Below are 21,197 nucleotides of genomic sequence, written 5' to 3' on the forward strand. Positions count from 1 at the left end.
CAACTCTCCTTGTTCTAGAGATAACGGTCAAATGCATGTTTTCGCATTTTTTCAGATGTTTATCATATCACTATAGAGCAAAATTTTCTAGGTGTAAGCATTTTTTTAGAATACTCAATAGTTCATGACTTTAGTATTTACGCTTATTGTAACCTCCAGGTGCCTATATCACTTGAAAGTGCGTACTTTTTCTTTGGTTTTACATCGCTCATAATAACAATTGTTGATGGCGAGTTAGCGAATATATGAAAGGTACCTAAGCTAATCAGCCGTAAGAGAAATTATTATAAAGAAGTTATTATAACGAACAGGAGGCGTTAAGAAGTGAACACACTTTCACAAACACAACAAAGTAAAAAAAGCGGTGCTTTGCCGCTATTAGCGCTAGCTATTAGCGCCTTTGGAATCGGGACTACAGAGTTTGTTCCAGTAGGTTTATTATCATCGCTTGCAGATGATTTAAATATTTCCATTACACTAGCAGGGTTATTAATTTCAGGATACGCAATGGGAGTTGCATTTGGAGCTCCCGTATTAACAGCTTTAACAAGTAAAATGAGCAGAAAATCATTGTTGATGCTATTAATGGTTATTTTTATCATAGGAAACTCAGTAGCAGCTTTATCAACAAGCTTTGGGCTGCTGCTTATAGCACGAATTATTACTGCATTTTCACACGGGATTTTCTTTTCCATCGGTGCGACTATCGCTGCTGATTTGGTGCCGGAAGATAAGCGAGCAAGTGCCATTGCTTTAATGTTTACAGGTTTGACAGTTGCAACTGTTACAGGTGTTCCGCTTGGTACATTTATCGGACAAGCTTTCGGCTGGAGAGCAACATTTTGGGGAGTAGCGTTACTTGGGGTTATTGCCATTATTGCAAGTGCTCTTTTAGTGCCTAAAAACTTAAAAGAAGCGCCGCCGGCAAAGTTTAGTGATCAATTGAAAATTTTGAAAAACGGGCCGCTTTTACTATCGTTTGCTATTACCGCCTTAGGATATGGCGGAACGTTTGTAGCTTATACGTATTTAGCACCTATTCTTGAAAAACTAACAGGATACGCACCAAGCGCGGTTAGTATCTTGCTACTGGTATACGGTGTAGCGGTAGCCATCGGAAATACGATTGGAGGAAAAGCTGCGAATAAAAACCCGTTAAAAGCATTATTTTGGATGTTTTTAATTCAAGCAGTTATCTTAGTTATTTTATCGTTTACTGCATCGTTTAAAGTAGCGGGAACAATTACGATTTTTGCCATGGGCTTATTGGCATTTATGAACGTACCTGGACTGCAAGTGCTGGTCGTGAACTTAGCTGAAAAGTATGTCCCTTCAGCAGTGAACGTAGCCTCTGCGCTTAATATTGCTGCATTTAACGTTGGAATTGCCATTGGTTCTTTTGTAGGCGGCCTGATTGTTGATTCGATTGGTCTTGTTCATACTCCTTGGATTGGAGGAGTAATGGTTCTAGGAGCGGTTTTATTAACGGCATGGAGCCGCTCAATAGAAGCAAAAGCAAAATAAAACAAGAGATCATCGCCTTTTGCGATGATCTCTTAGTTATAAAAGGAGAGGAAACAAATGACTACATTTCAACATCATAAGGCGTATCGTCGCATGTACAAGGAGAATGAGTTAACGTTAGGTTTGCATATGCCGCTTGAAAATTATCAATATGCCACGCCTACGATGGAGAAACAAGTAGAGCTCACGCAGCTTGCAGAACAATATGGATTTACAAGCTTATGGTTCCGCGATGTCCTTCTTCAAGATCCATCATTTGGCGATCCAGCAACGGGTCAAATTTATGATATGCTTATTTATTTGACTTATCTTGCCAGTCAAACAAAAGAAATTGCTCTTAGTACATCTGCTATTGTGCTGCCTTTACGCCATCCGCTTCGCGTAGCTAAAGAAATGGCAACCATTGATCAGCTTTTTCCTGAGCGTTTGATTATGGGCGTATCTTCTGGAGACCGTCAAGCAGATTTTCGAGGGTTAGGTATTCCTCATGAAGAAAGAGGAAAGCGATTTGCAGAGGCTTTTCATTATTTAGAAGAAGCGTTAAATAAAGAATTTCCATCTATCCAGTCTGCCTTGGGATCCATTCAAGGAGCAAATGTTGTTCCTAAGCCAACGAAACGTATTCCAACGATGATAACGGGATACAGTCAGCAAAATATGGAGTGGTTTGCACAGTATGGAGACGGCTGGATGTATTATCCTCGTCATCCCCATTTTCAAGCAGAAGCTATTACACAATGGAGGAAACTGGTTGACATCTATCATCCAGGCGTTTTTAAACCTTTTACACAACCTATGCATCTAGATTTGGCAGAAGATCCAAATGAAATGCCAACGCCGATTCGTTTAGGATTTCGAGCAGGACGCAATGCATTAGTTGAGCTTCTTTCTATTTATAAAGAAATAGGAGTTAATCACCTGTTTTTTGCTCTTTTTGATAGTAAGCGTCCGGCTGAAGAAGTCATACATGAGCTTGGTGAAGAAGTGCTTCCGCATTTTCCGTCTCATATGTAGCAAAAAGATGCTGGGACAAAAGTAGTTTAGTTAAAGGAAAATCCGAACGATTAATCGTTCGGATTTTTTCATTGTGTTGGTGAACGTAGGTTTCGCCTGTTTAGATCCTTCTAGCAGTTGATTGGAGCGCGAGCGACGAGGAGGCTCACCGGCCGCCCGCGGAAAGCGAAGTCTTGCACGGAAATCAACCGCGATGGAACAAGCGAGCCATATGAGCTCCTTTATCCAATTAGTTCGTCTTTAGATTCCATTGATTTAGTTATGTCCCAATCTCTTTTTATATAGATTTCAAGTTATAGGATATATAAGAAATATGTATTAGAGTTATTGATCCTATGTTCTTTATAATAAAATTATCCATTATCTCCTTGGATGATATAAAGTCGAAAGGAGAAACACGATGAGTGTTGCATTTCTATTTCCAGGACAAGGCGCACAATATGCTGGTATGCTTCATGATATAAAAAATAAATGGGGATTAGCGCCTACGTTTGAAGAAGCAAGTGAGGTTTTAAATCAAGACGTATTATCGTTAGATTCGTCAGAAAAATTAAAATATAATAAAAATGTTCAGATATGTCTTTTTATTGCAGGAGTGGCTACGGCTAGGTCGTTTAAAACCAAAGGATACTCGCCAGACGTGGTAGGAGGGCATTCAATAGGGGCGTTTGGAGCAGCAGTTACATCTGAAGTGTTATCTTTTAAAGAAGCTCTTCTTCTTGTGAAAAAAAGAGGGGAACTGATGGAAAATGCTTATCCTGATGGTTATGGTATGGGGGTTGTAATGGGACTGCGCGAACATCAGCTTCTCTCTATTGTACATGAACTATCAACTGATGCCGCTCCTGTGTACGTAGCGAATCTAAATGCTCCTGATCAAATAACGATTTCCGGCACCTTAAAAGCAATTGAGAAAGTTCTTGAAAAAGCATCTAAAAAAGGGGCTAGAAAAACTAAAATGCTTCATGTAACGGTGCCTTCTCACTGTCCTCTTATGGAAGGAGTTTCGAGTGAATTACGAGAAACAATAACGGAAGTGAAAGGAAAGGACCCGGTCGTTCCTTTTATAGGTAATTGTAAAGCTCGGAAATTATGGAAAGCTGCTGATATTAAGGAAGATCTGGCAGCGAGTGTTGCCCTGCCCGTTCGTTGGCATGATGCTACGGAAGTTATGTATGAAATGGGTACAAGATTATATATTGAAATGGCTCCAGGAAGAGTACTAACGGATTTGACTGCTAAGAGCTTTCCGGAAGCAAGGGCTATTTCTGCAGCCGAATCTACCATGAAGTCTGTGTTAATTTTAATGGAAAATGAAAAAATGTAAGCGCCTTAATTTAGAAGTAGAAGAAAGGAGCTAGAACATGAGTGGCATAAAAAAAACTTCAAAATCATGGACAACTCGCCGAGATCAAAAAGCAGCTCGCCTTGTGAAAATAGACCATCTTCTTAAAGGAAAGTTATTGGGTAATGAACACATTATTGAAGCGTTAGAATTGCTTATATCACCCGGAGATAAAGTAGTGCTTGAAGGAGACAATCAAAAGCAAGCATCTTTTTTATCAAAGGCGCTGAATGAAGTAAGCGCTGATAAAATAAACGGTCTTCATATGATTATGTCTAGTATTTCACGTCCGGAACATCTCGACATATTTGAAAAAGGAATTGCTGAAAAAATTGACTTTTCGTATGCCGGTGCTCAAAGCCTTCGCGTGTCTCAAATGATTGAAGATGGCACGTTGAAAATGGGAGAAATTCATACATATCTAGAGCTTTACGGACGCCTTTTCATTGATTTAATTCCGAACATTGCCTTAGTGGCTGCTGACAAAGCGGATGCACAAGGTAATTTATATACAGGAGCAAATACGGAAGAAACACCGACCATTATCGAAGCAACCGCGTTTAAGGATGGAATTGTTATTGTGCAGGTAAATGAACTTGTTGAAGAACTTCCGCGAGTTGATATTCCGGCTTCTTGGATTGATTGTATCGTCGTGGCGGATCAGCCCTATCAATTGGAAGCTTTATTTACGCGAGATCCTCGTCATATTACAGAGCTCCAAATTTTAATGGCTATGATGACGATTCGAGGTATCTATGAACGCCACAGCGTACAATCCTTAAATCATGGCATTGGCTTTAATACAGCTGCAATTGAGCTTTTGCTGCCTACTTATGGAGAAAAGTTAGGACTGAAAGGTAAAATATGCAAGCACTGGGCTCTGAACCCTCACCCTACGTTAATTCCGGCTATTGAAAGCGGATGGATTGAGAGCATACACTGCTTTGGCGGAGAAGTAGGAATGGAACAATACACAGCATCGCGTCCAGATGTGTTTTTTACAGGACGCGATGGCAGCCTGCGCTCAAACCGTGCGATGTGTCAAGTGGCTGGTCAATATGCGGTAGATGCTTTTGTAGGATCAACTTTGCAAATAGATGGAGAAGGAAATTCTTCTACCGTCACATCCGGACGTTTGTCAGGGTTTGGCGGAGCGCCTAATATGGGGCATGACCCTAGAGGCCGCCGACATTCTACGCCTGCTTGGTTGGATATGATAAACGAGCAGCACGAACTAGCAAGAGGCAGAAAGCTAGTTGTTCAAATGGTTGAAACCTTTCAATCAGGAAATGAGCCTGTTTTTGTGGAGTCTTTGGATGCGATAAAGGTAGCGAAACAAGCAAGCTTAACTACTGCTCCTGTCATGATTTACGGGGATGATGTGACGCATGTTGTGACGGAAGAAGGAATTGCTTATTTATATAAAGCACAAAGCTTGGACGAAAGAAAAGCAGCGCTTGAAGCAGTAGCAGGGGTAACACCTATAGGCCTGCGACACAGCCAAAATAAAGTGGAAAAGATGCGCAGAGATGGCCTAGTGGCTTTTCCGGAAGATTTACAGATTCGCCGTACAGAAGCAAAGCGTTCATTATTGGCAGCAAGAAGTGTCGAAGATTTAGTAGAATGGTCGGATGGCTTATATAATCCGCCTGCTAAATTTCGGAGCTGGTAAGGAATATGCTTATTCAGAGTATTCAAGAAGAGCCAAGACCAGCTGTGTTTTACTCATGTCTAATAGCTAAAATGGCAGTTACCGCTCTGGTTGATGAAGCGGTGCTTACACCTAAGCCTGGGCTTGTAGATGCAGCAACAACTGGATCTCATCAAGATATGAATATTGAGACGTTGTTAACTTCTGCTTATGCTTTACAACCGACCTTTTTACAGATTGCATTATATAGTCAAGGAAAGCAGCCAAGTCAGATGCTAAGGGAAGAAATTGCTCGAATTGGACGCGAGGGCGAACAAATTATGTACGCGGCTACGGATGGTATTAATACACACAAAGGAGCGATTTGGGCATTAGGTCTACTTGCGTCTGCAACAGCGGTTTGCGGCATTCAAGCATCACCTGCATCCATCGCAGAAGCTGCAGGACAAATTGCTCGTTATGCAGATCGTTTTTGTCCTCTGCATTCATCTAATGGACTTCGTGTGAAAAAGCAGTATGGCGCAAAAGGAGCAGCCGGAGAGGCGAAGGAAGGATTTCCCCATTTGATTCATATAGGCTTGCCTGCTTTACATAAGGCTCGCAAGCTAGGCATACATGAAACATCAGCGCGGATTGATACTTTAGTAACACTAATAGCCAATCTTGATGATACGTGTATTTTGCATCGTGCTGGTCCGGTAGTGTTAGAGGAGGTTAAAATGGCGGCATCCAATGTGTTAGAAGTTGGAGGGGTATCTACATCAATGGGAAAACAGCGGCTAAAAGCCTTAGATCATATTCTTCTATCATCTAACGCTTCTCCAGGTGGAAGTGCAGATTTGCTGGCTGCTGTATTATTTTTGGATCGAATATCTCTTTTTAAAGAATCGTAAACGTCTGCAAGGAGGAGTGGATAATGGAAACGTTAGTGTTTAAATACAAAGCCAATCGAAAGTTAACTCAGCGCGCACATGTAGGCGTTGTTGGTTCAGGGGATTTAGAAATTTTAATGGTTCCTTCTGATGAAGAACATGCTCACGTATCAGTACGAACAGGAAGTGAAGGGTTTAGTGAAACTTGGAAAGCCGTATTAGACCGGTTCTTTAGTGTTCATACGATTCAAGCGAAAATTGTAATTAATGATTTCGGTGCTACGCCTGGTGTAGTCGCCTTGCGTCTTGCACAGGCTTTGGAGGTGAGTGAAAATGGGAGTGAATAATCAAAGCTTTATTGAGTTAAATGGAAGAGAACGAGCGCAGGCAATCTTAGATCAAGGAACATTTCATGAGCTGCTCGGTCCTTTTGACGGGATCGAATCGCCTCATTTACCTAAGCAAAATATTGTCCCTCAAAGCGATGATGGTGTCATTATAGCAGGTGGGCTGATAGCCGGGGAGCCAGCCGTTGTCATTTCAATAGAAGGAGGGTTTCAAGGGGGAGGCATTGGTGAAGTATCGGGAGCTAAAATTGCAGGAGCTTTAGAACTAGCCCTTAATAATCACAAAAAGGGTGTTCCTGTTAGACCTGTTTTTCTATTCGATACAGGAGGGGTAAGGCTCCAAGAAGCGAATTATGGACTTTTGTCAATATCTGAAATCGGCTCAGCTGTGGTTGCTTTGCGTGAGCATACACCTGTTGTTGGAGTTATTTCAGGAAATGTAGGCTGCTTTGGAGGAATGTCTATCACTGCTTCACTCTTTAGTTATCTCATTATGACAAAAGAAGCAAGGTTTGGCCTTAACGGCCCTGAAGTAATCGAACAAGAAGCAGGGATTGAAGAGTTTGATGCAAGAGACCGAAGCTTAATCTGGAAAACGATTGGCGGTATTCAACGCTATGAAACCGGTTTTGCAGAGGCACTAGCGCCGGATGATGTTACTGCTATTCAAGAAGCAGTTCAAGAGACGTTTCAGAAGAAAGAAAAAGTAGCTAATAAAACAGAACAAGTAGATTTTTACAGACATTTGCTTAGTAAGGTTGATCCTTCAAAAAAAATGGCTCCTGATCAGTTTCAAGAATTGTATAAAGAAACCAAAAATGAAAATATCCCTTCAACAGTCTCTTACTCGCTGAATGAAGTTCAAGGTAACATGCCCAATAGCCGCGGTCGCGTGTGGATCAATGCTTTAATAAATAATGAAGAAGCAGATTTTGAAATTCCTTCCGTTCTTTATAAAGACGCGTTGCTAGGAAGAGAAAAGGTCCGGTATATATCGGTTGTACCTAACCCTTATAATCGTTTCTTGCGTGCGCGAAAAGGGGAAGTAGGGCTAGATGAAGGGTGGGCAATTGCCAAGCACGTTCGTGAAGTAATAAAAGAAGATCAAAATCAATCTCCGCGCCCTATAATTGCCATTGTCGATGTACCGAGCCAAGCGTATGGCTATCATGAAGAACTTCTAGGTATCCACTATGCTTGCGGTGCTGCAGCTGATGCTTATGCAGCAGCGCGCTTAGCAGGTCATCCAGTTATTACATTAATTGTCGGAAAAGCAATTTCAGGAGCATTCTTGGCTCATGGATACCAATCAAATCGGATATTGGCTTTGAAAGACGAAGGAGTAAATGTTCACGCTATGTCCAAACAGTCGGCAGCACGCATTACCAAAAGAAGTATCACAGAGCTTGAAGAAGCTTCAAAGAAAGTTCCTTCCATGGCCTATGATATTGAATCATTTGCCTCACTTGGCGCTTTATATGAGCTGATTAGCGGCATTCAAGCAGAGCAGCCCACAGAGCGCGACGTTCAAGCAATTCAAGATATTTTGACTGGAGCAGTAGAAGATGTACGCCGTGAAGGTGTATACGATTTAAGCACCCGGCTGCACAGTGAGCAAGCAAGAAAAGCAGGGCGAGAAGCTTCTTTATTAGTAAGGGCTGAGTTGGAAAAACAATGGAATATATAGCTCATGATCTGCTTCAGTTAAAAGAGAAAGCAAAGCTTATCAGTTATACACCTATCCCCGAGTGGGTGGAGCATTCTTTAGCTAAGGCTCCGTTTGTAGTTGTAAGGCGGGCTGTTCACCGAGATAGCCTGATACCTGTTGGAGTAAGAGGAGAAAGAAGAAATCAGCGTTTTGGAGCATTTGTATCTGAGCAGGCCGTTAAACAAAGAATTAGGCCGGAAGATCTCGTTTCTATTTTTCAAAACGGCCACTTTAGAAACATGCCAGCCATAGTTGCTTTAAAAGAAGTAGCTATTATTTTAAAAGATTTTGCGTGGGGACCAACTGGCAGTGTGGGATTCGAATTTGCAAGCGATGCCGAAGTTGTTACAACAACTAGTGATTTGGATATACTTATTCGCCTTTCTTCTTATTTGTCGGTGGAACAAGCGCAACTGATAGTTAATCAGTTAAAAGAGTATCCAGTTTCTGTAGATGTACAGGTAGAAACAGAAAAAGGAGCATTTTCTCTGGTGGAATATGCAAGGGGAGAAAAGACGCTGCTTCTGCGTACTGTATATGGACCTTCCTTAGTAAAACTGAATCAATTAGTATAAAAGACGGAAGAGGTATTTGCACCTTTTCCGTCTTTTCTGTCAATACCAGCTTTTTTCCTTGCTTAACAAGCGCTTTGCTTCAAAAAAGAATATTTGAATAAACTTTTTGGTGTTAATGCGAATCGGCAAAATTTTAGAATCTCCCTGTAATTCTTTCATTTTTTTACGAACAGCTGTAAAGTCAAAAAACTTAGAAGCATAATTTTCAAACTTTGGATTTGAAAAATCTGTTAATCCGATAGAAGCAAAGTGATTTAGTGAGTGAGTAACTGCTCGTCTTATTCGCTGTTCACAAGCTTTGGTTTCGCGATTAATTTCAATGGAAGACGCGTGAGCTCCTAATTTTTTTTCAGCAACATTCACAAAAATATTTTTTAGAGAAGGGAAATGTTTTTCCACACTTTCTCTTTGGTCATAAGTGTACAGAAACTGTAAAATATCCAGTAAATCTTTTGCACCATTTTCTCCTACAATACCCAATTCAGCTAATAAGAATTTACCCACATCGTATAGATGGGCTTGTTTCGTTACCGGCTGACTTGAAGAGAGGGGGTGATGAGCTGTCGCTAAACTATTCAAAGAGGTTTTAATATCATCGATTGATTTCTCAAGGGAGATTCGTTCGATTACTTTTCGAATAACCGTTAAAATTTCAATTCGATTAATTGGTTTTGTAATATAGTATTCAATTCCTAATGAATAGGCCTCTCCTATCAATTCTTTGGACTCTACCTGTGAAATCATAATCATTTTTCCTTTAAATGAATCTTTTAAATGACGGATCGTTTCGATTCCGTCTCGTCCTGGCATAAGTAAATCGATAAATAAAATATCAATTTGTTTTAAATTTAACATAGAAGCATCTAAAAAGCTTCCGTCGACGACTTCTTCTACAACTTCTCCTAAATCCTCATCTTCAACCAGCTGACTGAGCGTTGAACGAATAGCTGAATCGTCATCTGTAATACAAAATCGCATAAACTCATCCTTTCTGAATTAGATTACGAAGGGGGATTTGAATGATAAACGTCATTCCGCTGTCTTCTTGTGTAGCTTTAATCGTACCTTCAAGTTCTTGAACAATATCTTTTACATAAGAAAGACCAATGCCAGTAGAGGGGTTTCCAAACTGATCGTATTTTGAGGTGAAACCAGGTTCGAAAATAGCTTTTTCGTACTTTAAAGGTACTCCAGGACCGTTGTCTTGTACATGAAATTCTACATGTTCAGCTTGTCTATGTACCGATAAAACAATCCTTCCTTCATCTTTAATCGCTTCCACTGCATTTGCTACCAAGTTATTAATGATCGATAAAATGGTGTAAACGTGGTAGCTGAAATGTTCCCCGTTTACAGAGGAAAAAAAGGTAATTTGTTTGTGAAGAGAATCGGCATATTTTTTGTTGATACGTACGATCAGCTCGATTAATTCCTCTGCTTTCATATAATTTTGGAAACTTTCATTTGAAATTGTTTTAGATAAGCCCGCAAAAATACGCTGGTTGTCTTTTTTTACTTCGTGAATATCTCCGGCAATCCGAAGCGCTTTTTTACTGAGCGTTTGGTTTAGCACAGAATAATCTTTTTCCTGCTGATTTAATACACGGTATAAATCGTACGAAGCTTTTGTAATCGCTTCTGTATTATGAAGGGTCTTTTTTAAATGAACGGTTTCTTCATAAAGACTTGTAATGAGCATTAGCATGTGCTCATTTTGTTTGCGAATTTGACGTTCTCGTGACTGTGATTCATAAATCGTCATCATATTAAAAAAGCTAAGTACAATGAAGCTGTGAGCAAAAGCAATAACGGCCATGTCGGATAATGAATCGACATGGATTGTTGTGTGCAAAACTATATACTGCGCAGTTAGTTCCACTATATCAGCAGCAATTTCAATGATGAGTCCAATCAATCCAATTACAATAGCACTATAGTTCATGCGGCTTACTTTAAAAACAAAAAATAAAAGTGCATACGTAAAGTAGAAGAAAAACGTAGGGTAATGCGTATGTGCAGAAGCCGTAAATTGAAAATGATCGAGCATGATATAATCGAGCATGATGCGAAAGAGAACGACGCTTAAAGCGGTTAACAAGCCCCCGGCTAAAACGGTTTTCCGTTTTAAAAGCAACAGGAAAAAGAAAAATGTAGGAGCTCCGAATGTAATTCGAAATGTTTCATTTAACGGATAAAATTTTAACTCTCCCGCCAGCGGGACAGTAATGAGCATGAGCAATAAAATGTACGGATCTTTTCGAATGGAAGATTTAAAATTCAGATAATTCCACCTCCTGAAGTGATTCGTGAATTAGTATACATGGTGACAGCGTCCAGCACAATGGAGAAGAGTGCCAAAGATAAAAATATAATTCCAAAAAGTTTTGTAGGTTTTTGTATGCTCTCGTAGGTTGCATTGTACATTAAAAACGAAAATGAAATCGCGCTTTATGAAATCGCGCTTTATGAAAGCGCTTTAAAATAAAAAGTAAATTAAGTGATGAGGTGACTTTAATGAAAAGAGAAATAGAACAGGAAATGTCTTACTTACAGCTCACTGCAAAAGACCGATTACATGAGTGGGTGCAACAAACAAAAGAATTTTCGTCAGAAGGAAAAACGGCTGATTACATCCCCGCTCTGAAAGATATGGACTCGTCTCAATTAGGTATTTGTTTGATTGGTGCTGATGGAACAGTTATCCAATCTGGTGATTATGAAGCGGTATTCACTCTTCAAAGTATTTCTAAAGTCATTAGCTTTATAGCAGCTTGCTTATGCTGCGGCATTCCTTATGTGCTAGAGAGAGTGGATGTAGAGCCAACTGGAGATGCATTTAATTCTATTATAAGACTGGAAATGCATAAACCAGGAAAGCCGTTCAATCCTATGATTAACGCTGGTGCTTTAACGGTTTCATCTCTTTTATCTGGGGAGACGGCAAAAGAAAAATTAAGCTATTTGTTTGATGTGATAACAATGCTTACCGGGAAAACACCACTCATTAATGAAACGGTCTTTGAATCAGAATGGCAAACGTCTCATCGAAATCGTGCGCTTGCCTACTATTTAAAAGAAACGAACTACTTACAAGGAGAAGTAGAAGAAGTTCTAGAGGTTTACCTAAAGCAGTGCTCAATTGAAGTAACGACTGAAGATATTGCGCTGATCGGATTAATTCTGTCATTAGACGGATATCATCCAGTGTTTCACAAACAAGTAATTCCAAAAGAAGTAGCTAAATTAACAAAAGCGCTCATGCTTACATGCGGTATGTATAATGCTTCAGGAAAGTTTGCGGCATTTGTTGGTATGCCAGCTAAAAGCGGTGTATCGGGAGGAATCATGTCATTGGTGCCACCTAATACGAAAAAGCAGTCTCCATTTCCAGACGGATGCGGTATCGGAATATACAGTCCAGCTATTGATGAGTACGGGAATAGCGTAAAAGGCGTTACGCTGCTAAAAAAAATCGCAAAAGAATGGGATTTGAGTATTTTTTAGTCTATTTACGTACTCTTCATTCGCTTCAATAATATAAACACCAAGAGAAAAAACTTTCATGTTTTGCATTTGTTCTACCAAATTTTTTAATGAGGTGATAGGCATGCAACAGGCAATCGAAAGTGTAATTAGCGTCATCAATGATTTTTTTTGGTCGAATTTATTAATTATTTTACTTGTATCAATTGGTATTTATTTTACGATTCGCTCTCGTTTTTTTGCAGTTTCGCATGTTGAAAGAAATGGTGCTTGTTTTGAAAGAAGGACGAGCGGCTAAAGATGGAGGAGTCTCCCCGTTTCAAGCTTTTTGCATAAGCATGGCAGCTCGAGTAGGAACGGGAAATATTACCGGGATAGCGATTGCTATTGCACTCGGTGGCCCGGGTGCTGTGTTTTGGATGTGGATTATTGCCATTATCGGTTCAGTATCAAGTTTTGTAGAAAGTACACTCGCTCAAATTTATAAAGTAAAAGGATCAAACGGGTTTCGAGGAGGACCTGCTTATTATATGGAAAAAGGTTTAAATAAAAGGTGGATGGGCGGGCTATTTGCTGTACTCATTACCCTTTCATTTGGTCTTGTGTTTAACGCGGTGCAGTCTAATACGATTACGCTAGCATTTGAGAACTCTTTTGGGACGAGCCGTTTGTTGATTGGGATTATTATGACAGTTATATTTGCGGTAATTATTTTTGGCGGGATCAAACGCATCGCCAAGATATCGGAATACATCGTGGTCGTATTAGCCGTTTTATACATTGGAATGGCTCTGTTCATTATCTTTAAAAATATTGATCAAATGCCTGCGGTTCTATCTCTAATTGTGAAAAATGCATTTGGGTTTGAACAGGCGCTTGGGGGATCAATTGGTGCAACATTAATCAACGGAGTAAAGCGCGGACTGTTTTCCAATGAAGCAGGAATGGGAAGTGCTCCCAACGCCGCGGCAACTGCAGTGACGAGTCATCCAGTTAAACAAGGTCTTATCCAAGCATTTGGTGTCTTGACGGATACACTCGTGATTTGTACAAGCACAGCATTTATCGTTCTCTTATCCCCAGCCTATAAGCAGGGGCTAAGCGGCATTGAATTAACGCAAGCTTCTCTTAGTACCCATATCGGCTCTTGGGCATCAGGGTTTTTAGCTATCATGGTATTTCTATTTGCTTTTAGTACGTTAATTGGCAATTATTATTATGGAGAAACGAATATTGAATTTTTAAATTCAAATAAGATGTGGCTTTGGTCTTATCGTGTAGGTGTTTTAGCGATGGTTATTTTTGGATCGATCGCTCAGCTTCAGCTTGTATGGAATTTGGCAGACTTATTTATGGGGATGATGGTAGTCGTGAACTTGATTGCTATTTTTCTATTATCGAAAGTGGCATTTTCTGCCTTACATAACTATACTGAGCAGAAAAAGGAAGGGAAAAATCCAGTCTTTTATAGAGATGCGTTAGAAAACAATCAAAATATTGAATGTTGGGAAAGAGAATCTACTCCACCCCCTTCTGAAAAAGAGAATATTATCTAAAAAAAAGTTCAGCCAATTGGCTGAACTTTTTTATGCGTTTTTCTTTAATTCAGATTGCGCAGTGTCTTTAGAAAATAATGTTTCTTTCACACCGTTAGTTGCTGCTTTGGTTTTTGCAGCAAAGATTGGATTTAAAATAACAACTACCAGTAAGTTAGATAATAATCCCCAGAACCCTTCATAAAGACCAAATGAATTTCCTGTGGCATGGACGGTAAACGTTACAACCAGCCCTACTACTAATCCAGCAATCGTACTTTCTTTCGATTGATTTCTCCAAAACAGGCTGATAACGATAGCCGGGAAGATTTGTACCATACCGGATACCCCTAGTAACTGTAGGGAAACAAGTGCTTGAGGGAATAATAAACCGAATAAAAGTGCCAGTCCAATAACAACGAAAACCATAGAACGAGTAACCATTGTTAATGTTTTACCCTGTACATTTGGATTAATTAAATCTCTAAATATATTATTTGCAAATAAGTTAGACGCTCCGATAGCCATGATAGAACATGGAATTAATGAAGCAAGAGCAATCGTTGCATAAGCTAACCCTTGGCCAATGCCGCCATATGAATATTGAATTAAGGTTAATAATGCTAATCTAGGATCCGTTGTATCTTGAGGTAATACTTGATAAGCAATAAATCCTAAGAAGATGACTAGAATTAAAACAATATTGTAAAGCGGTAAGAAAATAGCATTTTTACGAAGCGAATCTGCACTTTTAGCAGTGAAAATACCTGTAGCAGCGTGGGCCCACATGAATAAAGCTAAAGCAGATACGAGTGATGCTGTAATAAACCATGGAATGCCTTTAGGTCCTTGTGTTGGGATCGTTAATAGCTGAGGTGCATCCTTTGCAACATTGTCGATCATGTTGCCCCAGCTTCCAAAATGCATAATTGGCAGAGAAACAACCATAAATAACATAATCGCCCATACTAAAATATCTTTAATAATTGCCGTATAAGTGGGACCTTTAATTCCGCTGAAAAAGGTATAAAGAGCCACAAGAAAGAATGAAAGAATAACGACAGCTTTTACGTTAATGTAGCCAGTTCCTGCAACGCGAAGAGTATCTTGAATACCGCTAAGCTGAAGATCAATATATGGAATGAGCATCAATACACCTACTATGGCAATTAAAGAGGAGAGAAATTTACTGCTAAAACGTTCTCTGGCATAATCAGCAAGCGTAGTAAGTTTGTGCTTTTTAGCAACAGTCCAAAGCTTTGGAAGAAAAAAGTATGAAATTAAAAAGGCTAAAACAGAGTAAGGAATCGCAAAAAATGCAATGCTTCCTCCTTGATAGGCTGTACTTGTAAGACCTAGGAATGTATAAGCAGTATATAAATCTGCTCCTACTAAAAGCCAGACGAGCAGGCTTCCAAAACGTCTTCCACCTACAGCCCACTCTTCAACTGAGCTTCTAGATGATTTGTCACGTCCTGCTATAAAGCCAATCGCGATAACGACAAGAACAATTGCTGATGTGATTAAAAGTGCGGTTAAATTTCCTTGCATTATTCAATGTCCCCCCAAGATTTTTGTAAACGATAAATGATAAAAGTACACACAGGTGTTAAGAAGACCCATAAAAATAACCATAAATGCAAAAGCGGTAACCCAAAAATAATTGGATGAATGTTATTTACAAAAGGTAAAAAAGCGAATTGAGCAATAAATGGAATAATGAATAAAATAAATATTATGAATTTTCTATTCAATTTTTACTCCTCCTACTAAAAATTTATCTAACAATGTTCACTATGATAGCAAGTCTGACATAGTAAAGCAATAAGTTTTTTGAAAATTTAGTTATAATCTATGAAAATTTTTTTAGAAAAACAAAAAAAACTTATGACGAGAGTGTATTTGGAATAAATATGGAAGGGGAAGGGAGATAATCTAAGCGAAGTTGCCTTTGAAGCAAAAAGAGAACGGAAAAGAAGAAATTTAGTTCTGCAAAGAAGTTTTGCTTTTTCGATGAGATAAAGTATATTGATATTGCATTAGGGGAAGAGGGTTTATATGTTCAAATAGAGATTCATGGAAGGCATAAAACAGAGCAAATAAAAAAACTAGACAATAAGTGCTTGTCTAGTTCCACCATTCTGTTAATGGTCCTTTGTCGCCATAAACAGGATCTGTTGTAGGAATAGGTACTTGTGCAATTTCATCAAATACATGAGGACGATCAGTTTGTTTTCCTGTTCGTAAATTGTAATCCATGCCTTCTGGATAAGCTCCAACCACTTTAAAATCAGCAGTTGATTGCAGACGCATATGCCCTGTGCCAGCAGGAAGTACGAGCACATCGCCAGCGTGCACCACAATATTTTCCCCCATATGTCCACCTAGTTTTAAACGGGCAGATCCGCTAATTACACCTAGTGCTTCATGAGAATTGCTGTGGTAATGGTGAAAATCATATATGCCGCCTACCCAGCTGTTTTTCCAGTTGTGAGAATTAAAAATGCTCTCTACTTTCTCTTTCTTACTGATAAATACGTGTTCATACAACAAAACCGGAAGACGAGGGTGATTTGGAATGGTTCCGTCGTCATCAAAATAAAGAACTTTTACATTTGCATAATTCATAAGCATCCCTCTAACAATCTTTTTTCGTAATTTTCCCTGTTTTTTGCTTGCGTAAACAGAGAAGTTTGCTCGAAGTACTTCATTAGTTGCGAAGTGCATGATATGTAGGTTTTAACGTTTTCCAAAAAGAAGTCTCCCACTTCAAGCGTCGCTAAGTGGTGGGCAGTTCATTTCAGTATCTTTTCTTCATATTGTATATAAGTAAAGGGCCTAGTGCAAGAATTCTATAGATATACAGCTGTTAATTCATGTTTTGTAAATGAGTAATATATATTAGTATAACTTATGAAAGAGAATCTACTCGTGAAGTAACAGAACCGAATAATAAACAAAGTTAGGATTTTAGTTCGTGTTTGTTGTATATAAGAGATTTTAAGAAAAAAATTCTTAATTTTACGAATAATTTATTATTTTTCGAAAATTAATGTAAGTGTTTTTGTGTATTGAGTAATAGTGATCAATGTTATATACTGATAAAAAATATATTCCTATATGTGACTGGCGCAACATGGATGACCATGGGGGAGCATATAGCGTATAAGCCGCGCGCCTGGGCAAACACTTGAGAAATTTTCGCAAGTGTTTTTTTATTTTCCTAGGGAAGAGGAGTAGATTTGGATGAGCAATATGCAAAGGAAGATGGGAACATTTGCTTTAACCATGACAGGAATAGGTTCGATTATTGGTTCAGGATGGCTGTTTGGAGCATGGAAAGCAGCTCAAATTGCGGGACCCGCGGCTATTTTTTCATGGGTTATTGGAATGGTGGTTATTTTGACCATTGCCCTATCATATGCTGAACTGGGCGCGATGTTTCCACAAGCAGGGGGAATGGTTAAATACCCTCAGTATTCACACGGATCATTTATTGGGTTTTTGGCTGCTTGGGCTAACTGGATTTCAATAGCTTCAACGATAACAGTGGAGGCTATTGCATCTGTACAATATATGAGTACGTGGCCGTGGAAATGGGCTCGCTGGACTCATGAATTAGTAGACAATGGCATTTTAACGTCCAAGGGACTGGCAGTTGCGTCTTTGTTATTATTCGTTTACTTTTTTGTGAACTATTGGACGGTAAACCTCTTTGCTAAAGCAAACTCATTTATTACGATTGTTAAATTAATTATTCCTGGTTTAACGGCAGGGGCTTTATTTTTTGCTGGTTTTCATAGTGGGAACTTTTCAAGTGAGCATGGGGTTGCCCCTTATGGGTGGGCCAGTGTTTTAACGGCAGTGGCAACATCAGGGATTGTGTTTGCATTTAATGGGTTTCAAAGTCCTGTAAATATGGCAGGAGAAGCAAAATCACCTAATAAATCGATTCCGGTAGCTGTAATTGGTTCAATTTTTATTGCTGGAATTGTATACATTATATTGCAAATTGTTTTTATCGGAGCAGTAAGTCCGTCATCAATTGCTGATGGATGGAATCATTTGAATTTTAATTCTCCTTTTGCTGATTTAGCGATTGCGCTTGGAATTAACTGGCTGACAATTGTGTTATACGCAGACGCATTTGTTTCTCCTTCCGGCACAGGTGCTACATATACGGCAACTACTTCTAGAATGTTATACGGGATGCAGCAAAATGGATACTTGCCAAAGATATTTGGTACCCTTCATCCACTTTACAATGTCCCGCGCCCAGCTATGTGGCTAAATTTAGCAGCTTGCTTTTTGTTTCTATTTTTATTTAGAGGATGGGGCGTCTTAGCAGAAGTCATCTCAGTAGCGACACTTATCTCTTATATTATGGGCCCTGTAGCGCTTATAACATTAAGAAAAACGGCTTCACACTTTTACCGTCCATTTTATTTAAAAGGGGCATCAATTATTGCGCCATGCGGCTTCGTTTTTGCTTCCTTGACGCTTTACTGGGCAAGGTGGCCTCTTACAGGTGAAGTGATCTTTATTATGGCAATTGGCCTGCCTGTTTATTTTTATTACCAAGCAAAAAATAAATGGGTTGGCTTTAAAAAAGAATTTTTAACCGGAGCTTGGATGCTTATCTATTTAGCGTGCATGATTTTTATTTCCTACATAGGAAGCGAAAAATTCGGAGGCAAAAATATTTTGCCTTTCGGATGGGATATGCTAGTGATTGCTTGCGTATCATTAGCTTTTTATTACTGGGGAATTAAAAGTGGCACATCTAACCGATATATGAAAGAAGCTGAACAAATCAATCAAGAAAATTTTCAATCTAAATAAAAAAACACGAGCACCGGCTCGTGTTTTTTTATTTAGATAAATGGAGAATTTAGACTTAGTTTTTATCAAAATATTGTAAAAAATATAGATTTTAAGGTTTAAGGATTTACACAGAGGGAAGCTTTATTTGGGATAAAGTTCTAAAAAAGAAAAATAAAGGGGATTAGGCAACTGTGAAAAAAATGAATGTTTTGGCTTTTGTACTTATGCTAGTATTAGCGGCTTGTAACAGTTCTAAGGAAACGGGAGGATCCACTTCGGCTAAAAATAAGGCGATTGAAGCATCCATTGACAGCGCTTCTTATATTTTAGTAGATAGTGATGAAGGAGCTGCAAGTGAAGAAAAAGGGCTGTTGAAAGTTGATTTAAAAGTGAAAAATGTCTCCAAAAACAGTATATCTTTATCGGATTACGACGGTGTTTATTTATACGAAGGAGATGAACAGTTGTCTCCAAAAACAGGAGTGAACAGTCGTGAGCTCGGACTAGAAAGCAGTGCATCTGACAAGATTGGCGCTGGAAAGCAAAAAAATTTAACGTTTGTCTTTGAAGTCAAAAAAGATAAAAAGTACAAAATTGGGCTTCAGTCAAAATCATCTGATTATGATGAAGAAATTGACGAAGTGACATTAACACTGGATACGAAGAAATACGCGAAAAGCTATAATAAGCTGCAAGACCCAGAAAAAGCTCTGCAAGCTTATACAGAAGTCCTTTACTTAAACAAAGAAAACGTAGACTATGATAAATATGTAACAGCAGACAAAACAGCTGTCATAGAAGAACAGAAAAAAGCGTTTAATGAGGAATTAAAAGGTGCGTTTTCTAACAGTTTAACCGACAAAGCAAAAAAAGATTTTTTTAACATGTATAAAGATGTTTTAAAAGAAAAAGCAAGCGTGAAAACAAATGTGATTGCGAATGCAAATAATAAAGCCGTAGTAGAAGTGGAGTACACCACTCTTAATTTATCAGACTTATATTCGTACGTATCGCAGCTTAAGCGAGCATATACAGATGAAACGAAAGATTACGATACAGAACACTCTGAAGAGTTTGCGGCTTCTAAATTCAAAGATATTGTAAATGACTTAGAAACGAAAGAAGGAAGTCGTCCCCTACGAATTTTTATGGTGAAAGAAGATGGGAAATGGACTGTGAAGTCAAGTGACCTCTACAGTGATTCTTTAGGTAAAACGTTTGGATCAAGCTATATTCGATAGACAAAAAAGAGAAGAATTTTTCTTCTCTTTTTTGTTTTCTGTAAATAAATCAACGAGTTTTTTGTAAAGCTAAATTTATCAAAATATGCTAGTATAGGTTCATTCATTCTTTTATTCTTATTATGATAGGCATCAATGGAGGTTCTTACTAATGAAAGCAAATTATTGTAAAGATACAAAGGCCGTTCGAACGAGCCGCATTTTTCCTAATGATATTAATAATCACAATACGTTATTTGGTGGAAAGTTAATGAGTGATATTGATATGATTGCGTCCATTTCAGCTTATCGTCACAGTCGTACAGAGTGTGTGACAGCTTCAGCAGACTCTATTCATTTTCTGCACCCTATTACGCCTCAGGATTCTGTATGCTTGGAGTCATACGTATCATGGACAGGTCGTTCATCCATGGAAGTATTTGTGAAAGTGATTAAAGAAAATTTAAAAACCGGGGAGCGTCAGATTGCAGCCACATCATTTTTAACTTTTGTGGCAATGGATGATGATGGAAAGCCCCGCGCAGTACCGGAGCTTATTCCAGAAACAGAAGAAGAAAAATACCTGTTTCAAACGGGAGCAGATCGCGCTGCCACGCGTAAACAAGTGCGTAAAAAAAGCAATGAACTAGCCTCGGTATTGGATTTAGGACAACCTTGGTAGCATAAAAGAGAGGCCGAGACAAAAGTATTTTAGCTCAAATAAAAAACGAACCATTGATCAAAATGTTTGATTAGCGGTTCGTTTTTTTTGTTATGGTGAACGTAGGTTTCATCTGTTTCGTTCCTTCTAGCAGTTGATTGGAGGGCAAGACGAAGACTCCCGGGGGAAAAGCGGAAGCGACGAGGAGGCTCATTGGCGCCCGCGGAAAGCAAAGTCTTGCACAGAAAATCAACTGCGGTGTCACAAGCGGTTCAACTTATGTATCCCATTTGTTCGTCTTTAGATTGGATTAATTTAGTTATGTCTTAACCTCTTTTTTATATTTGATGAATCTTCCCTCCTGAACGAGAGGAGGAAATAAAATTATATGAAATTTATTTTCGTTCATGGTAATATGAATTTAATATAATTTTCTAA

General features: G+C 38.9%; 18 protein-coding genes, 1 pseudogene and 1 riboswitch. Of the genes and pseudogenes, 14 read left to right on the forward strand and 5 right to left on the reverse strand.

The window, feature by feature from the left end; genetic code table 11:
- Window positions 1-324: 324 nt before the first annotated feature.
- The 9 genes from LIS78_RS04085 (at window position 325) to LIS78_RS04120 (ending at window position 9,036) form a co-directional block, all read left to right on the forward strand.
- A complete protein-coding gene (locus LIS78_RS04085) occupies window positions 325-1,524 on the forward strand; it encodes an MFS transporter (RefSeq protein WP_116076550.1) in 1,200 nt (399 codons plus the stop codon).
- 57 nt (window positions 1,525-1,581) lie between these two features.
- Window positions 1,582-2,538 (forward strand): LLM class oxidoreductase, encoded by a 957-nt coding sequence (locus LIS78_RS04090; RefSeq protein WP_209151009.1) that lies wholly within the window; start codon window positions 1,582-1,584, stop codon window positions 2,536-2,538.
- Window positions 2,539-2,659: 121 nt separating this feature from the next.
- Window positions 2,660-2,782, forward strand: coding sequence for a hypothetical protein (locus LIS78_RS31255; protein WP_268241081.1), 123 nt, complete (start codon window positions 2,660-2,662; stop codon window positions 2,780-2,782).
- A 156-nt stretch (window positions 2,783-2,938) separates the two neighbouring features.
- Complete coding sequence (mdcH, locus tag LIS78_RS04095) at window positions 2,939-3,865, forward strand: malonate decarboxylase subunit epsilon (protein ID WP_209151010.1); 927 nt, start codon at window positions 2,939-2,941, stop codon at window positions 3,863-3,865.
- Between the two features lie 37 nt (window positions 3,866-3,902).
- A complete protein-coding gene (gene mdcA / locus LIS78_RS04100) occupies window positions 3,903-5,555 on the forward strand; it encodes a malonate decarboxylase subunit alpha (RefSeq protein WP_252284663.1) in 1,653 nt (550 codons plus the stop codon).
- A gap of 5 nt (window positions 5,556-5,560) precedes the next feature.
- Window positions 5,561-6,427 (forward strand): triphosphoribosyl-dephospho-CoA synthase, encoded by an 867-nt coding sequence (locus LIS78_RS04105; protein WP_209151012.1) that lies wholly within the window; start codon window positions 5,561-5,563, stop codon window positions 6,425-6,427.
- Between the two features lie 23 nt (window positions 6,428-6,450).
- The gene (locus LIS78_RS04110; protein WP_209151013.1) at window positions 6,451-6,753 is read left to right on the forward strand and encodes a malonate decarboxylase subunit delta; all 303 of its coding nucleotides are present in this window, start codon (window positions 6,451-6,453) and stop codon (window positions 6,751-6,753) included.
- Window positions 6,740-8,440 carry a biotin-independent malonate decarboxylase subunit beta gene (gene mdcD, locus LIS78_RS04115; RefSeq protein WP_209151014.1) on the forward strand — a complete coding sequence of 567 codons (1,701 nt, stop codon included), beginning with the start codon at window positions 6,740-6,742 and terminating at the stop codon, window positions 8,438-8,440. Before LIS78_RS04110 ends, mdcD begins: the two co-directional genes overlap by 14 nt.
- Entirely contained in the window at window positions 8,428-9,036 is a 609-nt protein-coding gene (locus LIS78_RS04120; protein ID WP_209151015.1) for a malonate decarboxylase holo-ACP synthase, read from the forward strand. The genes mdcD and LIS78_RS04120 overlap by 13 nt, the downstream gene beginning before the upstream one ends.
- Before the next feature lie 39 nt (window positions 9,037-9,075).
- Here the strand turns inward: LIS78_RS04120 and LIS78_RS04125 are convergent, their stop codons facing one another.
- Together LIS78_RS04125 and LIS78_RS04130 are read right to left on the reverse strand one after the other, a co-directional pair.
- The gene (locus LIS78_RS04125; RefSeq protein WP_252284664.1) at window positions 9,076-10,014 is read right to left on the reverse strand and encodes a response regulator; all 939 of its coding nucleotides are present in this window, start codon (window positions 10,012-10,014) and stop codon (window positions 9,076-9,078) included.
- A 4-nt stretch (window positions 10,015-10,018) separates the two neighbouring features.
- On the reverse strand, window positions 10,019-11,269 hold the full coding sequence (locus LIS78_RS04130) for an ATP-binding protein (protein WP_195783325.1): 1,251 nt from the start codon (window positions 11,267-11,269) through the stop codon (window positions 10,019-10,021).
- Between the two features lie 281 nt (window positions 11,270-11,550).
- Here LIS78_RS04130 and LIS78_RS04135 point away from each other — a divergent pair, with 281 nt between their 5' ends.
- Complete coding sequence (locus LIS78_RS04135; protein WP_195781132.1) at window positions 11,551-12,540, forward strand: glutaminase; 990 nt, start codon at window positions 11,551-11,553, stop codon at window positions 12,538-12,540.
- Window positions 12,541-12,643: 103 nt separating this feature from the next.
- A pseudogene (locus LIS78_RS04140) lies at window positions 12,644-14,075 on the forward strand (alanine/glycine:cation symporter family protein).
- A gap of 30 nt (window positions 14,076-14,105) precedes the next feature.
- Here LIS78_RS04140 and LIS78_RS04145 read toward each other — a convergent pair.
- From LIS78_RS04145 to LIS78_RS04155, 3 genes are all read right to left on the reverse strand, one after another.
- Window positions 14,106-15,605, reverse strand: coding sequence for a sodium:solute symporter family protein (locus LIS78_RS04145; protein ID WP_209151016.1), 1,500 nt, complete (start codon window positions 15,603-15,605; stop codon window positions 14,106-14,108).
- The gene (locus tag LIS78_RS04150; RefSeq protein WP_013055514.1) at window positions 15,605-15,808 is read right to left on the reverse strand and encodes a DUF3311 domain-containing protein; all 204 of its coding nucleotides are present in this window, start codon (window positions 15,806-15,808) and stop codon (window positions 15,605-15,607) included. The genes LIS78_RS04145 and LIS78_RS04150 overlap by 1 nt, the downstream gene beginning before the upstream one ends.
- Before the next feature lie 373 nt (window positions 15,809-16,181).
- Window positions 16,182-16,781 carry a cupin domain-containing protein gene (locus LIS78_RS04155; RefSeq protein ID WP_080754378.1) on the reverse strand — a complete coding sequence of 200 codons (600 nt, stop codon included), beginning with the start codon at window positions 16,779-16,781 and terminating at the stop codon, window positions 16,182-16,184.
- Window positions 16,782-17,166: 385 nt separating this feature from the next.
- A riboswitch (ZMP/ZTP riboswitch) is annotated at window positions 17,167-17,245 on the forward strand.
- Window positions 17,246-17,300: 55 nt separating this feature from the next.
- Here LIS78_RS04155 and aimA point away from each other — a divergent pair.
- The 3 genes from aimA to LIS78_RS04170 all read left to right on the forward strand — a co-directional run bounded on the left by aimA (window position 17,301) and on the right by LIS78_RS04170 (window position 20,780).
- Window positions 17,301-18,896 (forward strand): glutamate/serine transporter AimA, encoded by a 1,596-nt coding sequence (gene aimA / locus LIS78_RS04160; protein WP_195781130.1) that lies wholly within the window; start codon window positions 17,301-17,303, stop codon window positions 18,894-18,896.
- A 182-nt stretch (window positions 18,897-19,078) separates the two neighbouring features.
- On the forward strand, window positions 19,079-20,119 hold the full coding sequence (locus tag LIS78_RS04165; RefSeq protein ID WP_229754660.1) for a DUF5105 domain-containing protein: 1,041 nt from the start codon (window positions 19,079-19,081) through the stop codon (window positions 20,117-20,119).
- 151 nt (window positions 20,120-20,270) lie between these two features.
- The gene (locus tag LIS78_RS04170) at window positions 20,271-20,780 is read left to right on the forward strand and encodes an acyl-CoA thioesterase (protein WP_013055518.1); all 510 of its coding nucleotides are present in this window, start codon (window positions 20,271-20,273) and stop codon (window positions 20,778-20,780) included.
- Window positions 20,781-21,197: the final 417 nt, after the last annotated feature.

Source organism: Priestia megaterium, from assembly GCF_023824195.1.
GTDB lineage: Bacteria > Bacillota > Bacilli > Bacillales > Bacillaceae_H > Priestia > Priestia megaterium_D.